At 70.0% G+C, this 25,073-nt stretch carries 22 protein-coding genes; 10 read left to right on the forward strand and 12 right to left on the reverse strand.

What is annotated here, in order from left to right; all coding sequences use genetic code 11:
* Window positions 1–5 precede the first annotated feature (5 nt).
* Window positions 6–3,476, reverse strand: coding sequence for a methionine synthase (metH, locus tag VH112_08530; GenBank protein ID HEX4540278.1), 3,471 nt, complete (start codon window positions 3,474–3,476; stop codon window positions 6–8).
* A gap of 83 nt (window positions 3,477–3,559) precedes the next feature.
* On the opposite strand from metH, the gene VH112_08535 reads away from it, so the two are divergent.
* Both VH112_08535 and VH112_08540 read left to right on the forward strand, forming a co-directional pair.
* Window positions 3,560–4,123: a cob(I)yrinic acid a,c-diamide adenosyltransferase gene (locus VH112_08535; protein ID HEX4540279.1), complete on the forward strand. Its 564-nt coding sequence runs from the start codon at window positions 3,560–3,562 to the stop codon at window positions 4,121–4,123.
* Entirely contained in the window at window positions 4,123–5,628 is a 1,506-nt protein-coding gene (locus VH112_08540) for a leucyl aminopeptidase (protein ID HEX4540280.1), read from the forward strand. Before VH112_08535 ends, VH112_08540 begins: the two co-directional genes overlap by 1 nt.
* On the opposite strand, the gene VH112_08545 is transcribed toward VH112_08540, so the two are convergent.
* The 6 genes from VH112_08545 to VH112_08570 form a co-directional block, all read right to left on the reverse strand.
* Window positions 5,570–6,193: a hypothetical protein gene (locus VH112_08545; protein HEX4540281.1), complete on the reverse strand. Its 624-nt coding sequence runs from the start codon at window positions 6,191–6,193 to the stop codon at window positions 5,570–5,572. The genes VH112_08540 and VH112_08545 overlap by 59 nt on opposite strands.
* A gap of 70 nt (window positions 6,194–6,263) precedes the next feature.
* Window positions 6,264–6,671 carry a hypothetical protein gene (locus VH112_08550; GenBank protein ID HEX4540282.1) on the reverse strand — a complete coding sequence of 136 codons (408 nt, stop codon included), beginning with the start codon at window positions 6,669–6,671 and terminating at the stop codon, window positions 6,264–6,266.
* 42 nt (window positions 6,672–6,713) lie between these two features.
* A complete protein-coding gene (locus VH112_08555) occupies window positions 6,714–7,013 on the reverse strand; it encodes a hypothetical protein (protein HEX4540283.1) in 300 nt (99 codons plus the stop codon).
* Between the two features lie 35 nt (window positions 7,014–7,048).
* Window positions 7,049–7,672, reverse strand: coding sequence for a ParA family protein (locus tag VH112_08560; protein HEX4540284.1), 624 nt, complete (start codon window positions 7,670–7,672; stop codon window positions 7,049–7,051).
* Window positions 7,673–7,716: 44 nt separating this feature from the next.
* Window positions 7,717–8,694 carry an adenylate/guanylate cyclase domain-containing protein gene (locus tag VH112_08565; protein HEX4540285.1) on the reverse strand — a complete coding sequence of 326 codons (978 nt, stop codon included), beginning with the start codon at window positions 8,692–8,694 and terminating at the stop codon, window positions 7,717–7,719.
* 76 nt (window positions 8,695–8,770) lie between these two features.
* Window positions 8,771–9,331 carry an HD domain-containing protein gene (locus tag VH112_08570; protein ID HEX4540286.1) on the reverse strand — a complete coding sequence of 187 codons (561 nt, stop codon included), beginning with the start codon at window positions 9,329–9,331 and terminating at the stop codon, window positions 8,771–8,773.
* Window positions 9,332–9,543: 212 nt separating this feature from the next.
* Here VH112_08570 and VH112_08575 point away from each other — a divergent pair, with 212 nt between their 5' ends.
* From VH112_08575 to VH112_08585, 3 genes are read left to right on the forward strand one after another with little or no spacing between them, the layout of a single operon-like run.
* On the forward strand, window positions 9,544–10,065 hold the full coding sequence (locus VH112_08575; protein ID HEX4540287.1) for a 2Fe-2S iron-sulfur cluster-binding protein: 522 nt from the start codon (window positions 9,544–9,546) through the stop codon (window positions 10,063–10,065).
* The gene (locus VH112_08580; protein HEX4540288.1) at window positions 10,062–11,057 is read left to right on the forward strand and encodes a xanthine dehydrogenase family protein subunit M; all 996 of its coding nucleotides are present in this window, start codon (window positions 10,062–10,064) and stop codon (window positions 11,055–11,057) included. Before VH112_08575 ends, VH112_08580 begins: the two co-directional genes overlap by 4 nt.
* Window positions 11,054–13,156, forward strand: a complete 2,103-nt coding sequence (locus tag VH112_08585; GenBank protein ID HEX4540289.1) for a xanthine dehydrogenase family protein molybdopterin-binding subunit — start codon at window positions 11,054–11,056, stop codon at window positions 13,154–13,156. Before VH112_08580 ends, VH112_08585 begins: the two co-directional genes overlap by 4 nt.
* A gap of 20 nt (window positions 13,157–13,176) precedes the next feature.
* On the opposite strand, the gene VH112_08590 is transcribed toward VH112_08585, so the two are convergent.
* The 4 genes from VH112_08590 to VH112_08605 all read right to left on the reverse strand — a co-directional run bounded on the left by VH112_08590 (window position 13,177) and on the right by VH112_08605 (window position 16,983).
* The gene (locus VH112_08590) at window positions 13,177–13,599 is read right to left on the reverse strand and encodes a VOC family protein (protein ID HEX4540290.1); all 423 of its coding nucleotides are present in this window, start codon (window positions 13,597–13,599) and stop codon (window positions 13,177–13,179) included.
* Window positions 13,600–13,739: 140 nt separating this feature from the next.
* Window positions 13,740–14,795, reverse strand: coding sequence for a class I SAM-dependent methyltransferase (locus tag VH112_08595; GenBank protein ID HEX4540291.1), 1,056 nt, complete (start codon window positions 14,793–14,795; stop codon window positions 13,740–13,742).
* A gap of 134 nt (window positions 14,796–14,929) precedes the next feature.
* Window positions 14,930–15,526 (reverse strand): hypothetical protein, encoded by a 597-nt coding sequence (locus VH112_08600; GenBank protein HEX4540292.1) that lies wholly within the window; start codon window positions 15,524–15,526, stop codon window positions 14,930–14,932.
* A gap of 146 nt (window positions 15,527–15,672) precedes the next feature.
* Window positions 15,673–16,983, reverse strand: coding sequence for an aromatic ring-hydroxylating dioxygenase subunit alpha (locus VH112_08605; GenBank protein ID HEX4540293.1), 1,311 nt, complete (start codon window positions 16,981–16,983; stop codon window positions 15,673–15,675).
* A 128-nt stretch (window positions 16,984–17,111) separates the two neighbouring features.
* Between VH112_08605 and VH112_08610 the strand changes: the two genes are divergently transcribed.
* From VH112_08610 to VH112_08620, 3 genes are read left to right on the forward strand one after another with little or no spacing between them, the layout of a single operon-like run.
* On the forward strand, window positions 17,112–18,767 hold the full coding sequence (locus VH112_08610) for an acyl-CoA synthetase (protein ID HEX4540294.1): 1,656 nt from the start codon (window positions 17,112–17,114) through the stop codon (window positions 18,765–18,767).
* 58 nt (window positions 18,768–18,825) lie between these two features.
* Window positions 18,826–20,754 (forward strand): adenylate/guanylate cyclase domain-containing protein, encoded by a 1,929-nt coding sequence (locus VH112_08615; GenBank protein ID HEX4540295.1) that lies wholly within the window; start codon window positions 18,826–18,828, stop codon window positions 20,752–20,754.
* 44 nt (window positions 20,755–20,798) lie between these two features.
* Window positions 20,799–21,569, forward strand: a complete 771-nt coding sequence (locus tag VH112_08620) for a Sir2 family NAD-dependent protein deacetylase (protein ID HEX4540296.1) — start codon at window positions 20,799–20,801, stop codon at window positions 21,567–21,569.
* Window positions 21,570–21,572: 3 nt separating this feature from the next.
* Here VH112_08620 and VH112_08625 read toward each other — a convergent pair whose 3' ends face one another.
* A complete protein-coding gene (locus VH112_08625; protein ID HEX4540297.1) occupies window positions 21,573–22,169 on the reverse strand; it encodes a nitroreductase family protein in 597 nt (198 codons plus the stop codon).
* Window positions 22,170–22,255: 86 nt separating this feature from the next.
* Between VH112_08625 and moeB the strand changes: the two genes are divergently transcribed.
* Together moeB and VH112_08635 are read left to right on the forward strand one after the other, a co-directional pair.
* Window positions 22,256–23,449, forward strand: coding sequence for a molybdopterin-synthase adenylyltransferase MoeB (moeB, locus tag VH112_08630; GenBank protein HEX4540298.1), 1,194 nt, complete (start codon window positions 22,256–22,258; stop codon window positions 23,447–23,449).
* Between the two features lie 10 nt (window positions 23,450–23,459).
* Window positions 23,460–25,046 (forward strand): methylmalonyl-CoA mutase family protein, encoded by a 1,587-nt coding sequence (locus tag VH112_08635; GenBank protein HEX4540299.1) that lies wholly within the window; start codon window positions 23,460–23,462, stop codon window positions 25,044–25,046.
* Window positions 25,047–25,073: the final 27 nt, after the last annotated feature.

Here is a 25,073-nt window from a genome sequence, read left to right on the forward strand (position 1 = left end):
GAGCGTCAGGCCACGAAGTACTTGGCCCGCGGGTGGTGACAGACGATGGCCGAGGTGGTCTGCTCCGGGTGCAGCTGGAACCCCTCGCTCAGCTCCACTCCGATGCGCTCGACCTCGAGGAGCTCGGCCACCTTGGCGTTGTCCTCGAGATTGGGGCACGCGGGATACCCCCACGAGTAGCGCCCGCCGCGGTACTTCTGACGGAAGAGCCCACCCAGACTGGGACCGTCCTCGTCGGCGAACCCCCACTCTTCCCGTATGCGGCGGTGCCAGAGCTCGGCAAGGGCCTCGGCCATCTCCACCCCGAGGCCATGCAGCAGGAGGTATGCCTGGTACTTGTCATCGGCGAACAGGCGGGCGGTCGCTTCCGAGACGGCCTGGCCCATGGTGACGACCTGGAAGGAGGCCCAGTCGCGATCTCCTGACGCCGTGGACCGGAAGAAATCGGCGATGCAGAGCCACGGTGCCTTCTGCTGGCGGGGGAATGTGAACCGGAGCCACTCGGCCTGGCGGGCCTCGTCCTTCCAGATCACGAGGTCGTCGCCGTCGGCGTTGGCGGCGAAGTAGCCCCATGCCACCTGGGGCACGAGGACGCCGCTCGCTCGCGCCTCGGCCAGCTGGTCCCGAAGGACGGCGCGGACTCGGGTCTTGAACTCGGCGTCCGACTCGCCGCCTTCGGGTCGATACCCCCACTGGTTGCGGAACAGCGCTGTCTCGTTCAGGTAGGCGGCGATCTCGTCGATGCCGACGCCCTTGGCGAGCTCCGATCCGACGAACGGCGGGTCGAACACCGGGTTGTCCGCCGGCACCTCGGGCGATCGGGCGGGTACATCGTCGGGGTTGACTTCGGCCGTCCGCTGGCTCTTGCGGGGCGGTAGGTCCCGACCACCCAGCTCGCGGCCGAAGCTCGGGTCGTCGTCGCCCGAGCGCTGGAGCTCCCGCAGGCGGTCCATCGTGCGCAGGCCTTCGAAGGCGTCGCGGCCATAGAACAGGCGCCCCTGGTAGAGCTGGCGCAGGTCCCTCTCGACATACGTGCGGGTGAGGGCGGCTCCCCCCAGCAGCACAGGCAGGCGGGAGAGCCCGCGATCGTTCATTTCCTCGAGGTTCTCCCGCATGATGAGGGTCGACTTCACGAGCAGCCCGCTCATGCCGAGGGCGTGGGCTCCCACCTCCTCGGCCTTGGTCAGCATCTCGCCAATCGAGACCTTGATCCCGAGGTTGTGCACCTCGTAGCCGTTGTTGGTGAGGATGATGTCGACCAGGTTCTTGCCGATGTCATGCACGTCGCCCTTGACCGTGGCCAGCACGACCCGGCCCTTGCCGCCCTGGTCGGCGTGCTCCATGTGCGGCTCCAGGTGGGCAACCGCGGCCTTCATGGTCTCGGCCGACTGAAGGACGAACGGGAGCTGCATCTCGCCCGAGGCGAACAGCTCGCCGACCGTCTTCATCCCGGCAAGTAGCAGGTCGTTGACGATGCCGAGGGCGGACCAGCCGGCGCCCATGGCCTGGTCCAACTCGGGCTCGAGGCCGTTGCGGTCGCCGTCGACGATGCGCTGCTCCAGACGTCGCTCGAGGCTCCAGCCGCTGCGGTCCTCGGCGGTCGACGTGGCGCTCGACGACACGCCTTCGAAGAGCGACAACAGCTCGCCCAGCGGGTCGTAGCCGTCGCCTCTGCGGTCGTAGATGAGATCGAGGCAGACCTGGCGTTGACGCTCGTCGATCCGGTTGAGGGGGAGGATGCGCCCGGCGTGCACGATGGCGGCGTCGAGGCCGGCGTCGACGCACTCGTGGAGGAACACCGAGTTGAGCACGTGGCGCGCGGCGGGAGACAGACCGAAGGACACGTTGGAGAGGCCGATGATCGTGTACACACCGGGCAGCTCGGCCTTGATGCGGCGGATCCCCTCGATGGTCTCGATGCCGTCGCGTCGGCTCTCCTCCATGCCCGTTGACAACGGCAGGGCGAGCGGGTCGAACAGGAGATCGGACGGCTCCAGCCCATAGCGGTCCACGGCGACGTCGTGGATGGCCCGCGCCGCCCGCAGCTTCCAGTCAGCGGTCCGGGCCTGGCCCTCGGTGTCGATGCAGGTGCACACGACGGCAGCCCCGTACTCGCGGGCCAGGGAGAGGAAGCGGTCGAGCCTGGTGCCCGGCGCGTCGCCGTCCTCGAGGTTCACCGAGTTGAGCACGGCCCGCCCGCCGATCCACGAGAGCCCGGTCTCGACCACCTCGGCCTCGGTCGAGTCGAGCACGATGGGCTGGCTGGCCTGGGTGGCCAGGCGGCTGGCCACCTGCTCCATGTCGGCGCGGCCGTCGGCGCCGGTGTAGTCGACACAGACGTCGATGAGGTGGGCGCCCTCCTTCACCTGGTCGCGCGCCATGGCCGTGCAGGTGTCCCAGTCCCCCGCCAGCATCGCCTCACGAAAGCGCTTGGAGCCGTTGGCGTTCGTTCGCTCGCCCACCACCAGGAACGAGGTCTCCTGCGAGAACGGGACGTTGGTGTACAGCGAGGCGGCGCCAGGCTCGGGCTCCGGCGAACGATGGGCCGGCGTCAGCCCGCCACAGCTGTCCACCACCTGGCGGAGGTGCTCGGGCGTCGTGCCGCAGCAGCCTCCGACGACCGACACTCCCATGTCGGTGATGAACCGCCTATGGAACTCGACCAGCTGCTCGGGCGTCAGGTCGTAGTGCATGTGGCCTTCGACGACCGACGGGAGACCCGCGTTCGGCTGGCAGGAGATGGGCATGCGGGAGTGGTGCGAGAGGTGGCGCAGGTGCTCGCCCATCTCGGCCGGCCCGGTGGCGCAGTTGAGACCGATGACGTCGGGCCGCATGGCGTCGAGCGCGCACAATGCGGCTCCGATCTCGGTGCCCGGGAGCATGCGCCCGGTCAGCTCCATGGTGACCTGGACCTGGATCGGGACCTGGCGTCCGATGGCCGCCATCGCCCGACGGGAGGCGATGATGGCCGCCTTGGCCTGGAGCAGGTCGAAGACGGTCTCGATGACCAAGAGATCGACGCCGCCCTCGAGGAGCGCCCGGACCTGCACCTCGTAGGCGTCCCGCAGCTCGGCCAGCCGGATCTGGCCCAGCGACGGGAACCTGGTGCCGGGGCCGATGCTGCCGGCGACCCAGCGGGGTCGGTCGGGCCTGGCGTAGCCGTCGGCCACCTCCCGGGCCAGGCGGGCGGCGGTCAAGTTGAGCTCGTGGGCCCGATCGGCGATGCCATATTCGGTCAGGACGGTGGGGAAGGCGCCGAAGGTGTCGGTCTCGATCACGTCCACGCCGACATCGAGGAACGACCTGTGCACGTCGGCCACCAAGTCGGGCCTGGTGCTGACCAGCACCTCGTTGCAGCCTTCGAGCTGGGCCCCGCCGAAGTCGTCCGGGCCCAGCCCGGCCAGCTGCAGGTTGGTGCCCATGGCGCCGTCGAACACGACGACGCGCTCGGCCAGGGCCTCGAGATAGCTGGTCATTGCCGGTTCAGGTTACCGGGGGCCGTGGCCGACCCTCGCCGCCGCCGGGCGCCCCGCCTGCCCGCCGGTAGATTGATGCTGCCGTGAAGATCTACACCAGGCGTGGCGACGACGGCACCACAGGCCTCCTGTACGGCGGTCGGGTGCGCAAGGACTCCGCCACGATCGACCTCAACGGGGCGGTTGACGAGGCCCAGGCCGCCCTGGGTGTCGCGCGGGCCGAGGCAGAGCGGGGCTCGGAGCTCGACGAGCTGCTCATCGCTCTGGAGCGGGACCTGTGGGTGCTCATGGCCGAGGTGGCGACGGCGCCCGACAACCGGCACAAGCTCTCGCCCGGCGTGAGCCTGGTCACCGCCGAGATGGTGGCTGCCCTGGAGGCCCGGATCGACGACATCGACGAGCGCTTCGAGATGCCGGCCGAGTTCGTGGTACCCGGACAGACGCGAGTGGCAGCTCTCCTGGACACCGCCCGCACGGTGGTGCGGCGCGCCGAGCGGCTGTCCCTGCCAGTCGTCGAGGGGTCACTGGTGGGCCCCTACCTCAACCGGTTGTCCGACCTGTGCTGGACGATGGCCCGGTGGCAGGAGGAGGACCACCTCCCCAGTCGCCAGGGCGGCAAGAGATCCCGGTCACACAAGGAGCCGTGATGCCGATCGCCTTCACCACCGCCCGCGAGGTTCCGGACAATCTGGATGCCCTCGCCGTCCCGGTGTTCGCCGGCCTGGAGCCCATCTCCGGCGCTCCGGTCGAGATCGACCGCCGGTACTGCGAGCAGCTGGGCTTCGAGGCCAAGGTGGGTGAGGCCATTCCGCTCCAGGGCGATGACGGCGTCACCGTGGTGGCTGTGGGCCTGGGCGAGCCGGGTGAGGTGGGGCGTGAGAGCTTGCGGAAGGCGGGGGCGGCTTTCGCCCGGACCTCCGGGCACGCGGAGACTGCGGCGTTCAGCCTCCCGGGACCACGACCGGCGGGGCTCGACCCCGCGGAAGCCGGCGAAGCCGTGGCGGAGGGGATCGCTCTGGCGACGTACCAATTCACGGCGTACAAGGGTCAGTCGAAGCCGAGCCGGCTGGCGCGTCTGTCGGTCGTCGGGGACGATCCGGTGGCACTGGGAGCCGGCGTGGCACGGGGCGCCCGCATCGCCGAGGCGGTCTGCATGGCCCGCGATCTGGTGAACGAGCCCGCCGGGGCGATGACGCCGAGGCGCCTCGCCGACGTCGCCCGGGATCTGGCCGACCGTCATGGCATGTCGGTCACCATCCTCGACGAGGTGGCGATCGCCAGCGAGGGCCTGGGCGGGCTGGCCGGCGTGGCCCAGGGCTCGGACGAGCCCCCTCGCCTGATCGAGCTCGTCCATCAGCCGTCGAACCCGGCGCCTGGCACCGGTGACGGGCACGTTCCGACCGTCGCCCTCGTCGGAAAGGGGATCACGTTCGACTCCGGAGGGCTGTCGATCAAGACCGCCGACGGCATGATGACGATGAAGACGGACATGGGTGGGGGCGCCGCCGTGCTCGCCACCATGTCGGCCCTGGCCGACCTCGACGTCGGGGTCAAGGTGATCGCCATCGTGCCAACCACCGAGAACATGCCCGGCGGGCGAGCCATCAAGCCGGGCGACGTGCTGAAGATCCGCAACGGCAAGACGATCGAGGTGCTCAACACCGATGCCGAGGGGCGGCTCGTGCTGGCCGACGGGCTCTCGCTGGCGGTCGAGGCCGCTCCCGATGCCATCGTCGACGTGGCGACCCTGACCGGCGCCTGCGTCGTCGCGCTCGGCCGCCAGATCGCCGGGCTCATGGGCAACAACGAGGAGCTCGTGAACCAGGTGCGAGCAGCGTCCGAGCGGGCCGGCGAGCTGGTCTGGCCCCTCCCGCTGCCCGAGGAGTACCGGAAGGGCATCGAGTCGGAGGTGGCGGACATGAAGAACATCTCTTCCCCTGCTGGCGCCGCCGGTGCGCTCACGGCGGGGCTCATCCTCGGCGAGTTCGTCGACGGGGTCCCCTGGGCCCACCTGGACATCGCCGGCCCGGCGCGCTCCGATTCCGACGACGGCTACACCCGCAAGGGAGCCACCGGTTACGGCGTGCGCACCCTCATCGAGCTGGTGTCGCGGTTCGAGGCGCCTCGCCGCCAGCCCCCCGCCGCCCGTTGACGGGCGCCGGCTGCGCCCAAGCCCAGGCTGCCGACCCCTTCGCCAGGGCTGGCGGGAACCGCCACCGGCGCAGCTGCCGCTCGACGGCCTCGGGGTCCTCACCGAGCTGGCGCAGGCTGAGGGCCAGCTGGCGCGAGCGGCGAACCTGATGCTCGGCGCCCGGCGGGCCCAGCTGGGCGTCCTGCCAGCGCTGGTGACTCTGTTGCAGTGACCGCGGCAGGTGCAGGACCTGGCGACGGCTGAGCGGGGGGAGGCGACGGCGGACGGCCAGGCTGTCGTAGCTCTCGGGCCTGGCCAGGTCGAAGGCCACGCACCGGCCGAGAGCCCGCACGAAGGGGGAGTGGCGACCGCCCTTGGCCCCCAGACCGAGGCTGCGGGCCGTCTCAGCCAGGTCGAGAGAGAAGCCGCCGGGCTCGGCCTCGAGTCGGAAGGCCAGGCGCCGCAGCAGCCAGGTCGTCGAGGGACCGAGGACGGCCAGCCAGTAGGTCTCGACGTAGCGCGAGCGGGGGTCGTGGCCGAGGGCATCGATGACCACGTCGGGCCAGGGGACGACCGTGAGGGTCAAGGTGGACCCATCCGGGAGAGTTCGGTGCTCTTTCATATACTTTCATTATTCCCCGCCCGCGCTCCTCGGGTCAAGCCGGCTGGTGCTCATCCTCTCGTTGCTCTGACGGATCCCGTGGCAGGGCTTCGCGACGCCGATTTGGCGAGAAGAGGCTCGTGGCGACCTCGCCCGTGTTCTGTATGAACAGCGCGGCATTGCCCCACACGAACGGCAACCAGACCGGGATGCCGAGGAAGTCGCCCGTCGAATACCTCCACGCGCCCGCGTGAATCCCCAGGACCTCGGCCGTGGGACCGAACACGAATCCCACCGCGTAGACGATCAGGCTCGGTCGGGTCGGGCGAAGGAGGAAGATCCCCAGCCCCACCGACAGCACCAGCACGATGAGGGCCAGGGGGTGCCGCCACAACGCCGCCGTCGCCAGCAAGGTCGAGAAAGCGAGGATGGCACTGATCAGGGCGCGGGTGGAGTCGGCCATAGGCAACCCTAGGCCGGCCCGGGCACTACCCCCCGAGGGCGCTCACGAGCGGTCGTCGATGATGTCCAGGTCGTAGAACGTCGGCGGCCCGTCGGCGAACTTCATCATCTCCTGAGAGAAGCGCTGGGTCTCGGCCAGGTCCGAATTCTCCATGGCCGACTCGTGTGAGTCGAAGAAGACCAGGTTGAAGTACCGGTTGGGGTCCTTGCGGTCCCGGCACATGAGCCGCCGGCCAGCTGTCCGCTTCCCCTCGGTCGCCTTCTCCCACTGCTCCTCGATCCCCAGCATGGCGTCGAGGTTGCCGCTCCGAAACTCGATGATCTGGACAAAGCCCATGTGCACCGCCCCCTTTTGCCCCGATGCTCTCACGTTCGGGGTCAGCGACGGCGCTTGCGACGGGTGCCGACCCCCGCCTCGATCTCGGCCACCAGCTCTCCGGTCAGGGAGGTCAGGGCCGATCCGGGGCGGCGGCCGTAGGTCGCGGCGATCGCCTCCCGCTGCGGGAGGGCGGTCTTGGCCAGCCAGACCCGAGCCTCCTCGAGGCTGGCGGTGGCTTCTTCCAATGACCGGGTGCCGGCCCGGACGCGGTTCAGCACCACCATCGCCGGGACGCGGGCCTCACGAGCCAGGTCCAGGGTCCCGTCCAGCCGGTCGAGGTCAGACCAGCTCGTCTGGGAGGGCACCACCACGACGTCGGCCAGGTCAACAGCGGCGGTGACGATGGGTAGCTGGCCGGGAGGCGTGTCGACCACCACCACTGGATAGCCGCCGCCGATCCCGCTCAGGCGACGTCGGAGATCCCGGGTGGGCAGCGCCACCGTGACCGCCCGGAGCCCGGTGCCCTCCTCGGATGCCGTGTCCGACCAGCGCATGGCCGAGGCCTGGGGGTCGGCGTCCACCAGCAGCGACGATCCGTGCTCCAGGGCAGCCGCCTCGGCCAGGCCAACGGCAACGGTCGTCTTCCCAACTCCGCCCTTCAGGGCCGCAACGACGATCAGCACGGGCCGAGCCTACGCGCCCCGGGCCCGGCTCCACCACGACCGGCCTAGTCGGTCCAGGGAACGGCGAGCAGGTGCCGCGGCCGAGAGAGGCCCTTGAGGGTCCGTAGACCCCGGTCTTCCAGCTCGAACCGGCCGTCGAGCCGGTCGGCAACGGCCTCGGTGATCAGCACCTCGGCCGGCTGGGCTTCCGTCGTGACCCGGGCGGCCATGTTGATGACCGTCCCCAGCAGGTCCCCGGTCTCCTCCATGGCCTCGCCCGCATGCACGCCGATGCGCACGCTGGGGGCGAACCCGGTGTCCTCACGCTGGCTCTGGAGCCGCCGCTGGACCTCGATCCCGCAGCGCACGGCGTCGCAGGACGACCCGAACCGGGCCAGAAAGCCGTCGCCCTGGGCGCTGACCTCCTCGCCGCTGTTGATCGCAAAGCAGCTCCGCAGCAGGGTCCGACAGCGCGAGCGGATCCGGCTCCACTCCTCGTCGCCGATCACCTCCGTGAGGCGGGTGGAGTCGACGACGTCGATGAACATAGCGACCACCGGGCGGCGCGCCGATTGGGACGCAGATCCGTTCGGGGGCGGCCGCCCGACCCGGACCGTCGGTGTTGGCCGCTCAAGTTGACGGGGCTCGGCGTGCGCCCGGCGCTCCTGGGCCGAACGGACACAGACGGCATGGAGGCCCAGCGCGACTCCCCAGCCGGCCGCCGGAAAGAAGGGCCAGAAGAAGCCGTGTCCCGTCAGGGCCCAGGTCCCGACCAGAAGGCCGTTGGTCAGCCAGTAGGCGGCGGCATGGAGCCGGAACCCGACGTTCTGCCGAGCGCCCGGGAGCCGGGGATCGCTGCTGGCCACCGGCTCGAGGTCCCAGACCAGCTCGGCCAGCTCGCCGATCGTGCGGGCCCGGATGGCGGCGTCGAGACGCTGCTCGAGCTCCTCCAGTCCCAGCTCGCCGGCAGCGGCGCGCAACTGCTCGATCGCCCGCTCTCGGTCCTCAGCGGAGGCGAGGCGCCCCAGGGCCTCGGTTGCCACGCCCGCCAGTATCGTCCATTTTGTGCCGGTTCAGCCACAGAGCGCCGGCCAACGGCAGGCCGGCGGCCCCGCGGTCCTATCCGGTGTTGGCGCCGAAGAAGGTGCGGATCAGGGGCTCGTAGTGCTCCAGCGGCTCGCTCTTGTAGTCGCTGTCGAAGGCCACCTGGTCGTAGTTGGCGCAGAACTCGGCCGTGTAGTCGAAGAACGGCGACTCCCGGTAGGCGTCCCTGGCGTTCTGGTCGAGCCCGATGTGGTGCCAGAAGTAGTAGCCCTGGAAGATCCCGTGGTGGGCGACCATCCAGTGGTTCGCCTTGGACACGAACGGCTCCAGGATGCCGGCGGCGATGGTGGGGTGGTTGTAGGGGGCCAGGGTGTCGCCGATGTCGTGGAGGAGCGCGCACACCAGGTACTCGTCGTCACGACCGTCTCGCTCGGCTCTGGTGGCCGTCTGCAGCGAGTGCTCGAGGCGGTCGACCGGGAACCCGCCGTAATCGTTGCGCAGGTAGCCCAGCTGCTCGAGGACACGATCGGCGACCATGCTCTGTGTCACCTGGAGCTGGGGCATGATGGCCGCCCAGTCGTCGCTGGTGGACTCCTCGAAGCTCTTGAACGAGGCTCGTACGCCCGTGGTCGTCATCGGTCCTCGGTCCTCCCACGCTGGGGGTCAGTGCTCATCACGACCTTACCCGGCGGGTGAGGGCGACGGGCCAGGCGCGGGGAGCGTGGGTTGTCAGTCATGGTGGAACTGCCTTTACTGGTAGTGGTGGCCGCTGGATACCAAGCTTCCTTCCAGGCTAGAGGTGGCGAGGCGGCGCAGGCCGAGGCACCGAATCGGGGGCGACTGAGGGCGTGAGCGACGACCGGACGGTGAGCCGGATCAGCGTGCAGGTGAACGGCCGGCGACGGGAGCTGTCAATCGACAACCGGACGACCCTTCTCGACGCTCTACGCGAGCACCTCGATCTTGTCGGATCGAAGAAGGGCTGCGATCACGGTCAGTGTGGAGCCTGCACCCTCCTCGTCGACGGTCGCCGGGTCAACAGCTGCCTGATCTTCGCAGTGGCGGTGGAGGACGCCGTCGTCACCACCATCGAGGGCCTCGGCGACGAGGACGACATGCACCCGCTGCAACGCTCGTTCGTGGATCGCGATGCCCTCCAGTGCGGCTACTGCACCCCCGGACAGATCTGCTCGGCGGTGGGGATGCTGGCGGAGGTCGAAGCGGGCTGGCCGAGCGCCGTTACCACCGAGTTGAGCAGCGAGCGGGCGACGCTCGACGCCAGCGAGGTCCGGGAGCGGATGAGCGGCAACCTCTGCCGCTGCGGCGCGTACGCCAACATCGTCCCTGCGATCCTCGACGCGCTCCGATGAGGCGGTTTGCCTACGAGCGGCCAGCCGACACGGCGGGGGCCGTAGCGGCCGTGGCCGGCTCGTCGCCTGCCGCGCCAGCGGCGTTTCTCGCCGGCGGTACCAACCTGGTCGACCTGATGAAGCTCGGTGTCGAGGCCCCCGAGCTCCTCGTCGACATCACCCGGCTGCCGCTCGACCGTATCGAGAGGACCGACAGAGGCGTCCGGATAGGCGCCGGCGTCCGCAACAGTGACCTGGTCGCCGACCTCGTGATCCGACGCCAGCTGCCGGTTCTCGCCAGAGCCGTGCTGAACGGCGCCTCGGGCCAGCTGCGGAACATGGCGACCGTGGGCGGCAATCTCCTCCAGCGCACCCGCTGTCTGTACTTCCAGGACGTCACCAAGCCGTGCAACAAGCGCATTCCCGGATCGGGCTGCCCAGCGCTGGAAGGCGATCACCGAAATCTCGCCATTCTCGGTGCGTCTCCGTCGTGCATCGCCACCCACCCCTCGGACATGGCTGTGGCGCTGGTCGCCCTCGATGCGGTCGTCCATCTCGAGGAGGGTGGTGGACAGCGCGCCATACCCATCACCGAGCTGTACCGCCTACCCGGCGACGAGCCCCATCGGGACACGACGCTGCCCCTCGGCTCGCTGATCACTGCGGTCGAGGTCCCGTCCCTGAGCTTCAGCAGCCGCTCCACCTACCGAAAGGTCCGGGACCGGGCCTCGTATGCATTTGCCGTCGTCTCGGTGGCGGCCGCCCTCGACGTGCAGGACGGCATGGTGCGCGACGTGCGTCTGGCCCTTGGTGCCGTCGCTCCGGTGCCGTGGCGCGCCCACCGGGCGGAGGAGAACCTGCGGGGGCAGCCGGCGACCGAAGGAAGCTTCCGGCTCGCAGCCGAGGCCGAGCTGGCCGAGGCCCGACCACTGCGCGACAACGGATTCAAGGTTCCTCTGATGAGCAACGTGATCACGCGCTCGCTCGCCGAGCTCGCGGGGCTCGGCTCGTGACCGTCATCACCGAGCCGGTCAGGCGATCGACCGGCGCGGCCGTCAGCCGGGTCGAGGGACCGGACAAGGTGACGGGAAAGGCCCGCTACGCGTTCGAGCATCCCCTCGACGACATCGCCTACGCCTGGCCGGTCGCCTCGACGATCGCCAAGGGGGAGATCCGTACCATCAGAGCCGACGCCGCGCTCGCCCTTCCGGGGGTGCTGGCGGTGATCACGCCGGACAACGCGCCACGGCTTGTTGTCACCGAGGACGCCGAGCTGGCGCTGTTCCAGTCGCGCTCGGTCGCCTATCGCGGTCAGCTCGTGGCAGCGGTCGTGGCGACGACCCTCGAGGTCGCGCGTGACGCCGCCGAGCAGATGACGGTCGACTACGCCGCCGCGAGCCATGATGTCACCCTGACGCCGGACCACCCCGGCGTGTACGCGCCGGAACACGTCAATCCGAATTTCGACACCGATTCGATGGTGGGCGACTTCGCCGCCGGGTTCTCGAGCGCGGCGGTGCGAGTCGACCAGACGTACCGGACGCCCGCCGAGCACAACAACCCGATGGAGCCCCACGCCACGGTCGCGGCATGGGACGGTGACCGGCTGACGCTGATCGACTCCAGCCAGGGGCCGCCCCGCGCCAAGCCGACGATCGCCCGCTTGTTCGACCTTGATCCCTCCCAGGTCCGCGTCCTCTCCGAGCACGTCGGCGGGGGGTTCGGGTCGAAGGGCTTCGTCAGGGCCAACGTCGTCCTGGCGGCCATGGCCGCGAGAGTCGTCCAACGTCCCGTGAAGTGCGCCCTCACCCGCCAGCAGATGTTCTCCCTCGTCGGCCACCGGTGCCCCTCGATCCAGCGTGTCCAGCTGGGTGCCGACGGCGATGGTCGCCTCGTTGCCATCGCCCACGACGTCGTGGAGCAGAGCTCGACCCTGAAGGAGTTCGCCGAGCAGACCGCGGTCGCCACTCGCCACATGTACGCCGCTCCGCACCGGCGGACGACGCACCGGCTGGCGCGGCTCGACGTCCCGACGCCATCGTGGATGCGGGCGCCAGGGGAGTGTCCGGGCATGTACGCGCTCGAATCGGCGATGGACGAGCTGGCCCAGGGCTGCGATCTCGATCCGGTCGAGCTCCGCATCCGGAACGAGCCCACCACCGATCCCGAGACTGGCCAACCCTTCTCGAGCCGCAACCTGGTGGCGTGCCTGCGCGAGGGGGCAGCCCGGTTCGGCTGGGAGCGACGGGACCCCAGGCCGGGCGTGCGGCGGGAAGGAGCCTGGCTGGTCGGCACGGGAGTGGCGTCGTCGACCTATCCGGCGCGAGCCCTTCCATCGAGCGCCCGCGTCGACGTCGACGACTCGGGCCGCTTCGAGGTGTCGATCGCGGCCGTCGACATCGGCACGGGGGCGCGGACGGCACTGCTGCTCATCGCGGCCGAGTCGCTCGGGGTCCCGACCGACGCGATCGAGCTGCACATCGGCGACAGCGCGCTACCGGACGCCATGATCGCCGGCGGCTCCATGGGCACCGCGTCGTGGACGTGGGCCATCGTCAAGGCCTGTCGCGCCCTCCGGGAGCGCGTCGAGCGCGACCACGGTGGGACCGTGCCGACGGGCGGGCTGTCGGCAGAGGCGACCACCGAGGCGGACGTTGCCAACCTTCCCAGATCCGCCCGGTATTCGTTCGGGGCGCAGTTCGCCGAGGTGCGGGTGGACAGTGATACGGGTGAGGTTCGCGTCCCTCGCCTGCTCGGCGTGTTCGCGGCGGGACGCATCGTCAACGCCACGACGGCACGTTCGCAGCTCATCGGCGGCATGACGATGGGGCTCTCCATGGCCCTGCACGAGGAGAGCGCCCTCGATCCCGAGTTCGGCGACTTCCCGAACCACGACCTGGCGAGCTACCACGTGGCCGCGTGCGCCGACGTGATGGAGATCGAGGCGATCTGGATCGACGAGGAGGAGCCCGAGCTGGGTCCCATCGGGGCGAAGGGCATCGGCGAGATCGGCATCGTGGGCACGGCCGCCGCCATCGCCAACGCCGCTCATCACGCCACGGGGATCCGCGTGCGCGACCTGCCCCTCCGCCTCGACAGGATGCTGCGCTGAGCGAGAGCGCTAGCGTCCTGTCACGGCTGTACGAGCCACTGGGCAAGCTCGATCGTCACGCCGCCGGGACCCCCCAGGAAGACGAGCCGCCGGTCGTGGAACGTCATGACCTCGTTCCTGGTGCCGAAGCCACCCGACTGCACCCGCTCGATCATGGCGTCGATGTCGTCGACGCGGAAGCACACGTGGTTGAACCCGGTTCGGGCCAGGTTGCCGGTCTCGCCGTCGACCTGGACCGCGGGATTGTGGAACCGCAGCAGCTGCACCTCCTGGTGGGTCTCTGCACCCGTCAGGGCGAGGGTCACGTGGTCGGCCTCCCAGTCAGCGATGCCCATGTACTTCGACAAGGCGTCCCCGCTCACCACGACACTCTTGGACTCCTCGAAGCCGAGCACCTCGAAGAACCGCGTCGCCTCGTCCAGATCGGTCACCACGATGGTCACATGATCAAACCCTGGCTGCATTCGCCGCTCCTGGCCTCGTAGCACCCTTCACTGTACGACGACGCCGCGCTCAGCGGCGGCTGAACGCCGAGCACGAATCCCTTATGACCTAAACGCCCCACCCTGGCGGGCTCAAGGCGTCAGGCGCGGGCTTCGAGGATGAGGTTCAAGGGCGTCTCCGCCGCCCGGCCGAACTTGTTGAAGCCGGCCTGGTCGAACACCTCCCGCATCCTGGCCTCGCCCGCCTGGGCGCCCAGTCCCAGCCCCACTTCCTGGGAGAGCGAGTTCGGTGTGCAGATCGACGCCGACGCCGTATAGATCAGCGCCGCCATGGGGTTCTGGGCGAGGTTGGCAGCCCGACCGTCGAGGGCGAAGGGCTCGACCAGCAGCACGGTGCCGGCGGGCTCGAGGTGCTCGCGTGCGTACCGTGCGATGCCCACCGGATCGCCCATGTCGTGGAGACAGTCGAAGAAGCAGATCAGGTCGAAGGTGCCGTCGTAGCCCTTCGCCGTGGCCACCTCGAACTCGGTGCGATCGCTCACGCCTGCGGCGGAGGCCCGGTGGCGGGCCGTCTCGATCGACGGCTTGTGGAAGTCGAAGCCCCAGAACCGCGACTCGGGATAGGCGTCGGCCATCACCACGACGGACGCGCCGTGGCCGCACCCGACGTCGGCGACCTTGGCCCCGGCGTGCAGCTTTGACTCGACGCCGTCCAGGGCCGGAATCCAGGCGCTGGGCAGATAGGCGCGGTAGCCGGTGCGGAAGAACCACTCGGTACCCGAGAAGAGACAGGGGTGGTGGTCACCCCAGCTCAGGCCGCCGTCGCCGAGAAACGCATTCTTCACCTTGTCGATGTCCATGAACAACGACCCGAGGGTGTTCATGGCTCGGGCCACGAAGACCGGCGCGTCGTCGTCGGCCAGGGCCAGGGCTGCCTCCTCGCTCAGGTCGTACGAGTCGCCGGCCGGGTCGTAGCCGACCAGCCCCGCTGCCGCCTGACCGTCGAGCCACTCCCGCACCAGACGGGGGTTGCACCCCGCCTTGGCTGCCACCTCGTCGGCGGCCATCGAGCCGGATCCGGCCATCGCCCGGTAGAGCCCGAGCTCGTCGCCCACCCACACGCCGAAGCAAATTGCTCCTCCGGTCATGTAGCCGACCATCTGGCCCATCAGCTCTTCGACGCGTGCCTCGTCCATGTCATGCCCCCCGTGCTCTGGGCCGGCCTCCAATGTCGATCGGCGCCGTTGCGGCAAGTGTAGGAACGTTCGCTCAGGAGTGCCGGGTCGAGCGAGGACCGCCTCGACCAGAAAGAAGCACGGGTCAGCCGCTTTCAGCTGCTCACCGGCCGCTGCTCTTCACGGTCGGCCTCGATGAGCCGGTAGGCGAGCTCGACCTGGACCAGGCCGGTGCCGATCGCGACGACGATCGTCACCAGCAGTCGCACACCGATGTCGATCCATAGCGGCTCCCCGTGCACGGCGTCCTGAACTGACGTGCCGATCCAGTCGGCGATCCAGAACGGGACCGTCACCAGGATCAAGGTCAAGCCGAAACGGCCGCGCACGAGCCGAGCAGATCGCCGTATGGCCCGGAGCGCCGACTCTCTCTCGATGTTGATGATCGGGCCCGACAGACACAGCAGCGTGAACACCACCACTCCCGGCACGATCAATGCGAAGAGGCCGGCGATGACGAGGACGGTGAGGAGCACGTCGGCCAGGATCAACCGTCCGTAGGGAAGCGTGCGCAGCACCGTGAGGATCCCCTGCTCCGGGGCTCCGTACCTGGCCTGGCCCACCATGCGCTCGAGCAGCCCGGCGAAGAAGACCTCACCGAAGACATCGATGGCAAACGCCAAGAACCCGACTGGGACGGCCACGGCTGCCGCTGCGTCGGCGCCCCAGGCGTCGATGACCGTCTCGGCCACGGCCGAGATCCCGAAGACGATGATCGCGGCGACGAGGACACGTTTCCAGTGGACGCTCCCGGCATGGGCAGCGCCTGCGACAACCTGGCGGCCACGAATCGCGTGTCGACCTCGGTCGCTACGCCCGCCCAACCTCGACCGCCGTGTCACGCGGTCAGGTACTTGTCGATCACTCGGTGCATATGGAGGACGTTGCTCTCCTGGCGGGGGTTGAGCCGGAGGCCCTGGCAGGCCCGGGACTTCATGCCTGCCTGGATGTGGGCCATGTTGGCGAAGTCCTGATTGGTGATCAGGCCCCAGTCCTTCGCGGTCCAGTCCGGGTAGAACTTTCGCTCGGGCATCTGCCATGGCTCGTCCGGACGGGGCCACTGCAGGGTCCAGAGGTCTTTGATAGCGGAGTCCGGATCGAGCCCGTTGGGACGGATGCGGAACAGGATCGCCGTCCCCGGGTAGGTCGGCCCCACCATGTTGGGAAACCAGTACACGTCGTCGGCGCTCGTCATCTGGTCCGCCTCGAGGCCCGAGACGTCGAGGCCGCGCGATCGCAGAAGCTCCATCCGCCGTTGCTGGTAGGCCTCGAGCAGCGACGTACCCGGGGGGAGCGGAGCTGCCCGCAGCTCGTCGACGATCTCCCGCTCCTCCCGGTAGAACAGCCCGCCCAGGCCGGAGACGAGCGACGAGAGGATCTCGCCCTCGTCGATCTGGTCGTCCCGGAGGCCCAGACGGGGGCTGGGGCGAAGCTCACGACGGGCGTGCGCCAGCCGGCCGTAGTGGGCGTGCGTGTCGAACTGGACGTACTCCATGTTCACGTCGTCGGTCCACGCCAGGAGCTGGGGGTGCGTGCCCTGCACGTGATAACCCTCGTTGAAGGCGTCGACGACAACCTTCCAGTTGGCGGGCAGGATCGTCGTGCGATAGGTGGCGAAGCGCATCTGGTCGAGGTGGAAGGGCCCGAGCAGCTTCGGGATCGGGTCGAGGAAGTCCATGAGGGGTTCGGCCTCTCGGTCCATGTTGACGAACACGAAGCCGCCCCAGCGCTCGGCGCGCACCTCGTGCAGGCGGAGGTCCGAGGGGACGTCGGTGAACTCGTGGCGGTCGACGATCTCGGTCAGCCTCCCGTCGAGTGCGTAGCGCCAGGCGTGGTAGCGGCAGCGAATCTGGCCGTCGGCGAAATTGCCCCTGCCCTCGGCCAGCCTTGTGCCCCGGTGCAGGCAGGTGTTGAAGTACGCCTTGATCGTGTCCGGCTCCGAGCGGACGACCAGGATGGACTGATCACCGATCGTGTACTCGAGGAAGTCGCCCGCTCCGGGCAGCTCCTCCTCCCGGCAGGCCACCTGCCACACCCGGGGCCACAGTCGGTCCATCTCGAGGTCGAGGAACTCTCTCGAGACGTACCGCTCCTTGGGGACGAGCCCGTCGGCTCGCACCAGCATCGCCGTGGTCCCGCCGGTCGACATGGCCTCGCTCGCTCCTTCCTGCCACAATGCGGCCTCTAGCTTCGCACCCGGCCGTTCCGGCTGCTCGTCGGCACCCACGCCACACCGAGCGGCAGGGCCGGTCCCGCCGGCCAGGAAGGTCGACGCCGATGGAGTTCAACCTGGCCGATCTGTTCGAGCGCGTGGCCGACACGGTCGGCCACCGCGAGGCGCTCGTGTCCGGAGATCGACGGCTGACCTACGCCGTCCTCGACGAGCGCAGCACCAGGCTGGCGAGCGGGCTGGCGGGCCTCGGGGTACGGGCGGGTGACCACGTGGGGCTATATCTCTACAACGGCGCCGAGTTCGTGGAGACGATGCTGGCCTGCTTCAAGCTGCGGGCCGTTCCGGTGAACGTCAACTATCGCTACGTCGGTGAGGAGCTCGCCCACCTGTTCTCTGATGCCGATCTCGTCGCCCTCGTCCACGACGCCGAGCTGGCGCCGCGGGTCGCGTCGCTCTCCGGTCGGCCGGGTTCGCTCCGATCGCTCATCGAGGTGGACGACGGTAGCGGCGCCGACGCCGAGGCCTTCGGCGCTCTGCGCTACGAGCAGGTGCTGGCCTCAGGGTCGGCGAGCCGGAGCTTCGGCCCGCGCTCAGCGGACGACCACTACGTGCTCTACACGGGAGGGACCACCGGGCTGCCCAAGGGCGTGGTGTGGCGTCAGGAGGACATCCTCTTCGCCACCCTGGGTGGTGGGAACCCGGGCGGCCCGCCCCTCGAGCGCCCTGAGGAGATCGGCCAGGCGGCGCTGCTCAACCGGTCACATCGGATCGCGCCGTTCCTCCCCCCCGGGGATCCCGGTCCGGACGAGTTCGTGGCCCTGTCCCTCGGTCCGCTCATTCACGCCAGTGGCCAGTGGACGGCCCTCAGCACGCTGCTGGGCGGCGGAAAGCTGGTGCTCTACACGCGTCGGAGCGTGGACATGCGCCGCGTGCTCGGACTGGTCGAGACCGAGCGCGTGACCATGCTGACGATTGTCGGGGACACGAGCGGGCGCCCGCTGGTCGAGGCCCTGGAGGACCGTCCCGGTGCGTTCGACACGTCCTCGCTCCGTCTGCTCGGCTCGGGCGGCAGCATCCTCACGGCCGCCATCAAGGACCGGCTCCTTGTCGCGCTGCCGAGCGTCCTCGCCATCAGCGAGGCCGTGGGCTCCTCGGAGGCACCGGTGCAAGCCACGGCCATCGCCGTCAAGGGCAAGCCGGCGTCGTCGCTCAGCTTCGCGTCGCGCGACGTCACCATGGTGCTCGGCGACGACCTGCGACCCGTGTCCCCGGGGTCCGGGGAGATCGGACGGCTGGCGACGCGGGGCCGGGGGCCGATCGGCTACCACAAGGACCCGGCCAGGACGGCCCGGACCTTCGTCGAGATCGACGGCGTCCGTTGGTCGCTCCCCGGCGACATGGCCACCGTGGAGGCCGACGGCACGATCCGCCTGCTCGGGCGGGGGTCGATGTGCATCAACACCGGCGGCGAGAAGGTCTACCCCGAGGAGGTGGAGGCCGTCATCAAGGCGCATCCCCGAGTGGCCGACGCCGTTGTCGTCGGGGCCGACGACCCCGAGTGGGGCCAGCGCGTCGTGTGCGTCGTCCAGGCGAGCCCCGAGGGCGCCCCTGCCCTCGAGGATCTGCGAACGCACTGCCGGGCCCACCTGGCGGGGTACAAGGCTCCTCGCGCTCTCTACCTGGTGGACGAGGTCCGCCGCTCGCCGGCCGGCAAGCCGGACTACGTCTGGGCAAGCGCCGTGGTGGCTGGGGCGCCGTGACCAGCTGAGGTCGTGGCGTCGGCCGCCCGGATGCCATACTGATCGCCGGGAGGGAGATGTGACCGACGACCTGGCCGCGGGGCGGAAGGCGTACACCGACCACCGATGGGCCGATGCGTACGCGCAGCTGTCGGTCGCCAATCGGTCCTCGCCACTGGAGCCGCAGGACCTCGAACGGCTCGCCGATTCGGCGCGGTGGTCCCGTCACTTCGACGCGCTGCTCGATCTGTTGGAACGGGCCGAGTCGGCGTACGCCGCTGCCGGCGACAACCGGGGCGCGGCGCGCCTGGCGCTCGCCCTCTGTCGCGAGCACTTCCAGCGGGGCGGGAGCGCCGTGGCCAGCGGCTGGCTCGGCCGCGCCTCGACCCTGCTCGGGGACGACATCGACTGCGCCGAGTACGGCCTTCTGCAGTGGATGATGGGTCGGGCGATGTCCGACAGCGGCAACCTCGAGGCGTACCGTGACCTCGCGCTGCGGGTGGCGGAGCACGGGCGCCGCCTGGGTGTTCCCGACCTCGAGGGCCTCGGGCTTCTCGACCAGGGCCACGCCCTCATCGTCGAGGGCCGGCTGGAGGAGGGGATGGCACTCATCGACGAGGCCAACGCCATGGCGGCCAGCGGGTCACTGACGCTGATGGCGGCCGGCACCATCTACTGCTCGACCATCTTCGCCTGTCGCAACCTGGGTGATTGGCGACGTGCGGGCGAGTGGACTGACACCGCGTCGCGCTGGTGCGACCGCGAGTCCGTGAGCGGCTTTCCGGGGCTGTGCCGTTTTCACCGGGCGGAGGTGCGGCGGCTGCGGGGCGCGCTGGACGAGGCGGAACGAGACGCCGTCGAGGCTGCCGACGAGCTCATGGCGTCCGGACCGCGCTTCGCGGCCTGGGCATTCCACGAGGTGGGCGAGATCCGACGCCGGCGCGGCGATGCGGCGGGGGCGACGGAGGCCTTCCGCCGAGCGTCGGAGCTGGGCTTCGATCCCCAGCCCGGGCTCGCTCTTCTCCGCCTGGATCAGGGCCAGCCGGCGATGGCGCTTCAGGCTGTCTCCAATGCGCTCGCCGATGAGTCGGGCTTCGTCCGGGAGCAGCATGCCTTCCTCCTGCCGGCGCAGGTGACCATCGCCGTGGCCGCTGGCGCTCTGGACACCGCCCGCGCCGCGGCGTCGGCGCTGACGATCCTTGCCGAGGCCTCGGCCACTGCTGCTCTGGCCGCCAGCGCCGCCGGCGCCCGCGGGCAGGTGGCTCTGGGTGAGGGCCGCGTCGACGACGCGATCCAGGAGCTCCGGCGGAGTCTCCAGCGGTGGTCCGAGCTCGACGCTCCCTACGAGGCGGCCCAGGGGAAGGTGGAGCTGGCTCGGGCCTATGAGGCCGCCGGCCGCCATGAGGACGGGATCATGGAGCTGGAGTCGGCGCGGGTCGGCTTCGAGCGGATCGGCGCCGCCAAGGCCGCCGGCGACGTGGCGGCCCGCCTTGCGTCGGACGCTCCAGGAGCACATCCCACCCGCACGCTCATGTTTACCGACATCGTCGGATCGACGAGGTTGGTGGAGGCGCTTGGAGACGAGGCCTGGGACGCCCTCTTGACCTGGCACGACCGCACTCTGCGATCGGTCTTCGAGCAGTCCGGCGGCGTCGAGATCAAGCACGAGGGAGACGGCTTCTTCGTCGCCTTCGACGACGCCGCCGGTGGTCTGCGGGCGGCATGCGACATCCAGCGGCGGCTCGCCCAGCACCGGAGAGAGCACGGCTTCGCCGTACAGGTGCGCATCGGCCTCCACACGACGGAAGCAACCGTGCGCGGCGGCGACTACGGCGGAAAAGGCGTGCACGAGACGGCGCGCATCGCCGCCACCGGGGGCCCTGGTGAGATCGTCGCCAGCCGGGAGGCGTTGGCAGCCGCTGGTGACCGCTTCGCCGTCGACGACGAGCGGTCCGTCACGTTGCGGGGACTGTCCGCCCCAGTGACGGTGGCCACTGTCCGCTGGTAGCCCCGGCGAAAGCCGGACACCTCCCGCGGTGGGATGCTGGGTCGGTGCACGACTCTGACCAGATCACGGCGGTCAAGGGATGGATCGACCAGGCTCGGCGGGTAGTCGTCCTTGCTGGCGCCGGGATCTCGACCGACTCGGGCATTCCCGACTTCCGCGGCCCCCAGGGCGTTTGGACCAAGAACCCCGGCGCCGAGCGCCGCGCGTCCATCCACAACTACCTCCAGGACCCGGAGGTGCGGCGCCGGTCGTGGCAGGACCGGCTGTCGTCTCCCGCCTGGGAGGCCGAGCCCAACGCCGGCCATCGGGCACTGGTGGCCCTCGAGCGGCGGGGAAAGCTGGACACGCTCGTCACCCAGAACATCGACGGGCTCCACCAGCGGGCCGGCAACGATCCCGATCGAGTGGTCGAGATCCACGGGACGATCCATTGGGCCGTCTGCATGTCGTGCGGCGACCGGAGACCGATGGCCGAGGTGCTCGAGCGGGTGAAGGCGGGCGAGCCCGACCCTGCCTGCCTGGTCGCCGATGGTTCGGGCACCTGCGGCGGCATCCTCAAGTCGGCGACGATCAGCTTCGGCCAGAGCCTGGTGCCCGAGGACCTCGCCCGGGCCGAGCGGGCCGCGTCATCGTGCGACCTGCTGCTCGCCGTGGGCTCGACCCTCACCGTGTTCCCGGCCGCCGGCCTGGCACCACTCGCCCGTCAGGCCGGCGCCCGACTGGTCATCGTCAACGCCGAGCCCACGCCGTACGACGACGTGGCCGACGCGGTGCTGACCGAGCCCCTCAGCGAGGTGCTGCCCGCCATCGTCTGAGCGTCACCACCGACCCCGGTGCACCACCTCGGGCGTCGGCCGTCGCCCGCGCGCCAGCGAGGGAGACGGGAGGTCCGGCGCCGGGTACCCCATGGCGACCGCTCCGATGGGCCGATAGGCCTCCGGCACCCCCAGGGTGGCCAGCAGCTCGTCCTCCCCCCGAAAGATGCCGAGGAACGCCGCGCCGAGCCCGTGGTCGGATGCGCTGAGGAGCAGGAGCATGGTGGCGAAGGCCGTGTCGATCAACCAGTAGGGCACGGGCCACGCCTCGGGGCGGTCGAGCCCGGCGCCCCGCTTGTCGGGCTCGGCGTAACGGTCGAGGTAGGCCTGTGGATGGGCGAGCGGGAGGACGACGACGGGCGCCCGCATCAGCCCCGCCCGGCGGGTGCTGGCCCGCCAGTCGGGGGTGGTCGTCGTCTGCCAGAAGATCCCGGTCTGATCCGGGCCCTCCAGCACCACGAAGGCCCAGCCCTGGCTGAAGCCGGCCGAGGGCGCCCGCACGGCATGGGCGAGGACGGCGTCGACGACCTCGGGCGGCAGGGGGCGATCCTCGAAGCTTCGGACCATGCGCCGGTGTCGGATGAGCTCGTCCAGCTCCACGCCGGCGACGCTACCGGGCGGGAATGTCGACTCCGCGGGTAGGGTTTGCAAGTACGAAATCAACCGCTCCCAGGAGCGTGATCGACGTGCCCACTTTCAGAGAGCTTCTTTCCCAGGCCAAGGCGGCGATCCACGAGGTGGATGGCGCCGAGGCGGACCGCCGGCGCAGTGACGCGCTGTTCCTCGACGTTCGGGAGCCCGAGGAGTACGAGCAGGGGACCATTCCCGACGCGCTGCACATCCCCCGAGGCAACCTGGAGACCCAGGTCGAGGGCAGGGTCAGCGACCACGACCGCCCGATCGTCGTCTACTGCGCCAGCGGCGTCCGGTCGGCCTTCGCGGCCAAGACGCTGGGCGAGCTGGGCTATACCGACGTCGCCTCCCTGACCGGCGGTTTCAACCGGTGGAAGGACGAGGGCCGGGATTGGCGAGCGCCCCGGACGCTGTCGCCCGAGCAGCGCAACCGCTATCAGCGTCACCTCCTGCTCCCCGAGGTCGGCGAGGCGGGGCAGCAGCGCTTGCTGGACGCCAAGGTCCTCCTCCTCGGCGCTGGCGGCCTCGGCTCCCCGGCCGCCCTCTACCTGGCCGCGGCGGGTGTCGGGACCATCGGGATCATCGACATGGACGAGGTCGACTCGTCCAACCTCCAGCGCCAGATCCTGCACAACGTGGACCGGATCGGCGAGCGCAAGGTGGACTCGGCCAAGAAGACCCTCACCGCCATGAACCCCGACGTCGACGTCGTGACCTACGACGTGCGCCTCGGGGCCGACAACGTCCTCGACATCATCGACGGCTATGACGTCATCGTCGACGGGACCGACAACTTCCCCACCCGCTATCTGGTGAACGACGCCTCGCTGATCAAGCGGATCCCGGTCGTGCACGGCTCGATCTTCCGCTTCGAAGGGCAGGTCACCGTCTTCGACCCCTACAACGGGCCCTGCTACCGGTGCATGATCCCCGAACCGCCGCCGGCCGAGCTGGCCCCGTCCTGCGCCGAGGCGGGGGTGCTCGGCGTGCTCCCGGGGATCATCGGCTCCATCCAGGCCCTCGAGGCCATCAAGCTGATCCTGGGCGTGGGCGAGCCCCTTGTCGGCAGGCTCCTCGCCTACGACTCGCTGGAGGAGAGCTTCCGCACCTTCAACGTGCACCGGGACCCGGCCTGCCCGGCCTGTGGGCCCGATGCCGGCGAGATCGTCATCGCCGAGTACGACGAGCTGTGCATGCCCCACCCCACGCAGGCGCCGGCGGTGGGGACCGAACCAGCGCGGGTCTAACCTCTGGGCCATGGCCCAGCCGTCAGAGCACCGGACCGACTCGGGCATAGAGATCCGGCCCGTCTACACCGGGGAGGACCTCGACGGGTGGGACGCGGAACGCCAGCTGGGGCAGCCGGGCCAGTACCCCTACACCCGTGGCGTGTACGCGGACATGTACCGGGGTCGGCTGTGGACCATGCGCCAGTACGCGGGCTTCGGGACGGCGCAGTCCACCAACGAGCGGTTCAGGTTCCTGCTCGGTGCCGGCCAGACGGGGTTGTCGTGCGCCTTCGACCTGCCCACCCAGATGGGCTACGACTCCGACCATCCTCGGGCCGAGGGCGAGGTGGGCAAGGTCGGCGTCGCCATCGACTCGATCGAGGACATGCGCGCGCTGCTGGCCGACCTCCCGCTCGACCGGGTCACCACGTCGATGACCATCAACGCCACGGCGGCCATCCTCCTGCTGCTGTACCAGCTGGTGGCCGAGGAGGCTGGCGTCGCCCCCGAACGCCTGGGCGGCACCGTCCAGAACGACATCCTCAAGGAGTACGTGGCCCGGGGGACCTACATCTACCCGCCCCGTCCGTCCATGCGGATCATCACCGACACCTTCGCCTACTGCGCCGAGCACCTTCCCGCGTGGAACACGATCTCGATCTCCGGCTACCACATCCGTGAGGCCGGCTCGACGGCGGTCCAGGAGGTTGCCTTCACCCTGGCCAACGGCGTCGCCTACGTGGAGGCGGCGCTGGCCGCGGGCCTCGACGTGGACGATTTTGCGCCCCGCCTGAGCTTCTTCTGGAACGCGCACAACAACCTGTTCGAGGAGGTGGCCAAGTTCCGGGCCGCCCGCCGGATGTGGGCGCGGCTGATGACCGAGCGCTTCCACGCCAAGGACAAGCGGTCGGCCCTCCTGCGTTGTCACACCCAGACGGGGGGCTCGACCCTGACCGCCCAGCAGCCCGAGAACAACATCGTGCGCACCACCGTGCAGGCCCTGGCGGCTGCCCTCGGGGGCACCCAGAGCCTGCACACGAACAGCTTCGACGAGGCCCTCGGGCTTCCGACCGAGCACGCCGTCCGGATCGCCCTGCGAACCCAGCAGATCATCGGAAACGAGTCGGGCTTGGCCGACACCGTTGACCCGCTGGGCGGGTCCTATTTCGTGGAGTCGCTGACCGACTCGGTCGAGGCGGGGGCGTGGGACTACCTCGAGCGGATCGACGCCATGGGCGGGGCGGTGGAAGCCATCGAGGCCGGCTTCATGCAGGACGAGATCGAGCAGGCGGCCTACGCCTACGCCAAGGCCGTCGACGACGGCGAGAAAGTCATCGTAGGAGTCAACCGCCACGTCGAGGAGTCGCCCGACCTGGTCGAGGTCTTCCCGATCGACCCCGCACTCCAGCGCCAGCAGGCCGAGCGCGTGCGTCGGGTGCGAGAGGAGCGGGACCAGCCCAGGGCGGCGGCGGCGCTGGCCGACGTGGCCGCCGCGGCACGGGGCACCCAGAACCTGCTCGTGCCCATGAAGGAGGCCCTGCGCGCCCGGGCCACCCTGGGCGAGGTGAGCGACGTGCTCCGCGAGGCGTTCGGCGTCTACCAGCCCACCCGGTAGAAGGCGTCGCGACCGGTACGGTGGAGG

It is taken from the genome of Acidimicrobiales bacterium, assembly GCA_036270875.1.
In the GTDB taxonomy this organism is placed as follows: Bacteria; Actinomycetota; Acidimicrobiia; order Acidimicrobiales; family AC-9; genus AC-9.

Bases quoted from the DNA above. Each gene is read 5' to 3' on its own strand.
- VH112_08605 (HEX4540293.1), bottom strand. From the start codon at position 16,983: ATGTCGACCGGCGGGACCACGGCGATGCTGGTGCGAGCCGACGGGCTC.
- VH112_08610 (HEX4540294.1), top strand. From the start codon at position 17,112: ATGGAGTTCAACCTGGCCGATCTGTTCGAGCGCGTGGCCGACACGGTC.
- VH112_08550 (HEX4540282.1), bottom strand. From the start codon at position 6,671: ATGGCCGACTCCACCCGCGCCCTGATCAGTGCCATCCTCGCTTTCTCG.
- VH112_08570 (HEX4540286.1), bottom strand. From the start codon at position 9,331: ATGACGACCACGGGCGTACGAGCCTCGTTCAAGAGCTTCGAGGAGTCC.
- VH112_08595 (HEX4540291.1), bottom strand. From the start codon at position 14,795: ATGGACGAGGCACGCGTCGAAGAGCTGATGGGCCAGATGGTCGGCTAC.
- metH (HEX4540278.1), bottom strand. From the start codon at position 3,476: ATGACCAGCTATCTCGAGGCCCTGGCCGAGCGCGTCGTCGTGTTCGAC.
- VH112_08540 (HEX4540280.1), top strand. From the start codon at position 4,123: ATGCCGATCGCCTTCACCACCGCCCGCGAGGTTCCGGACAATCTGGAT.
- VH112_08580 (HEX4540288.1), top strand. From the start codon at position 10,062: ATGAGGCGGTTTGCCTACGAGCGGCCAGCCGACACGGCGGGGGCCGTA.
- VH112_08635 (HEX4540299.1), top strand. From the start codon at position 23,460: ATGGCCCAGCCGTCAGAGCACCGGACCGACTCGGGCATAGAGATCCGG.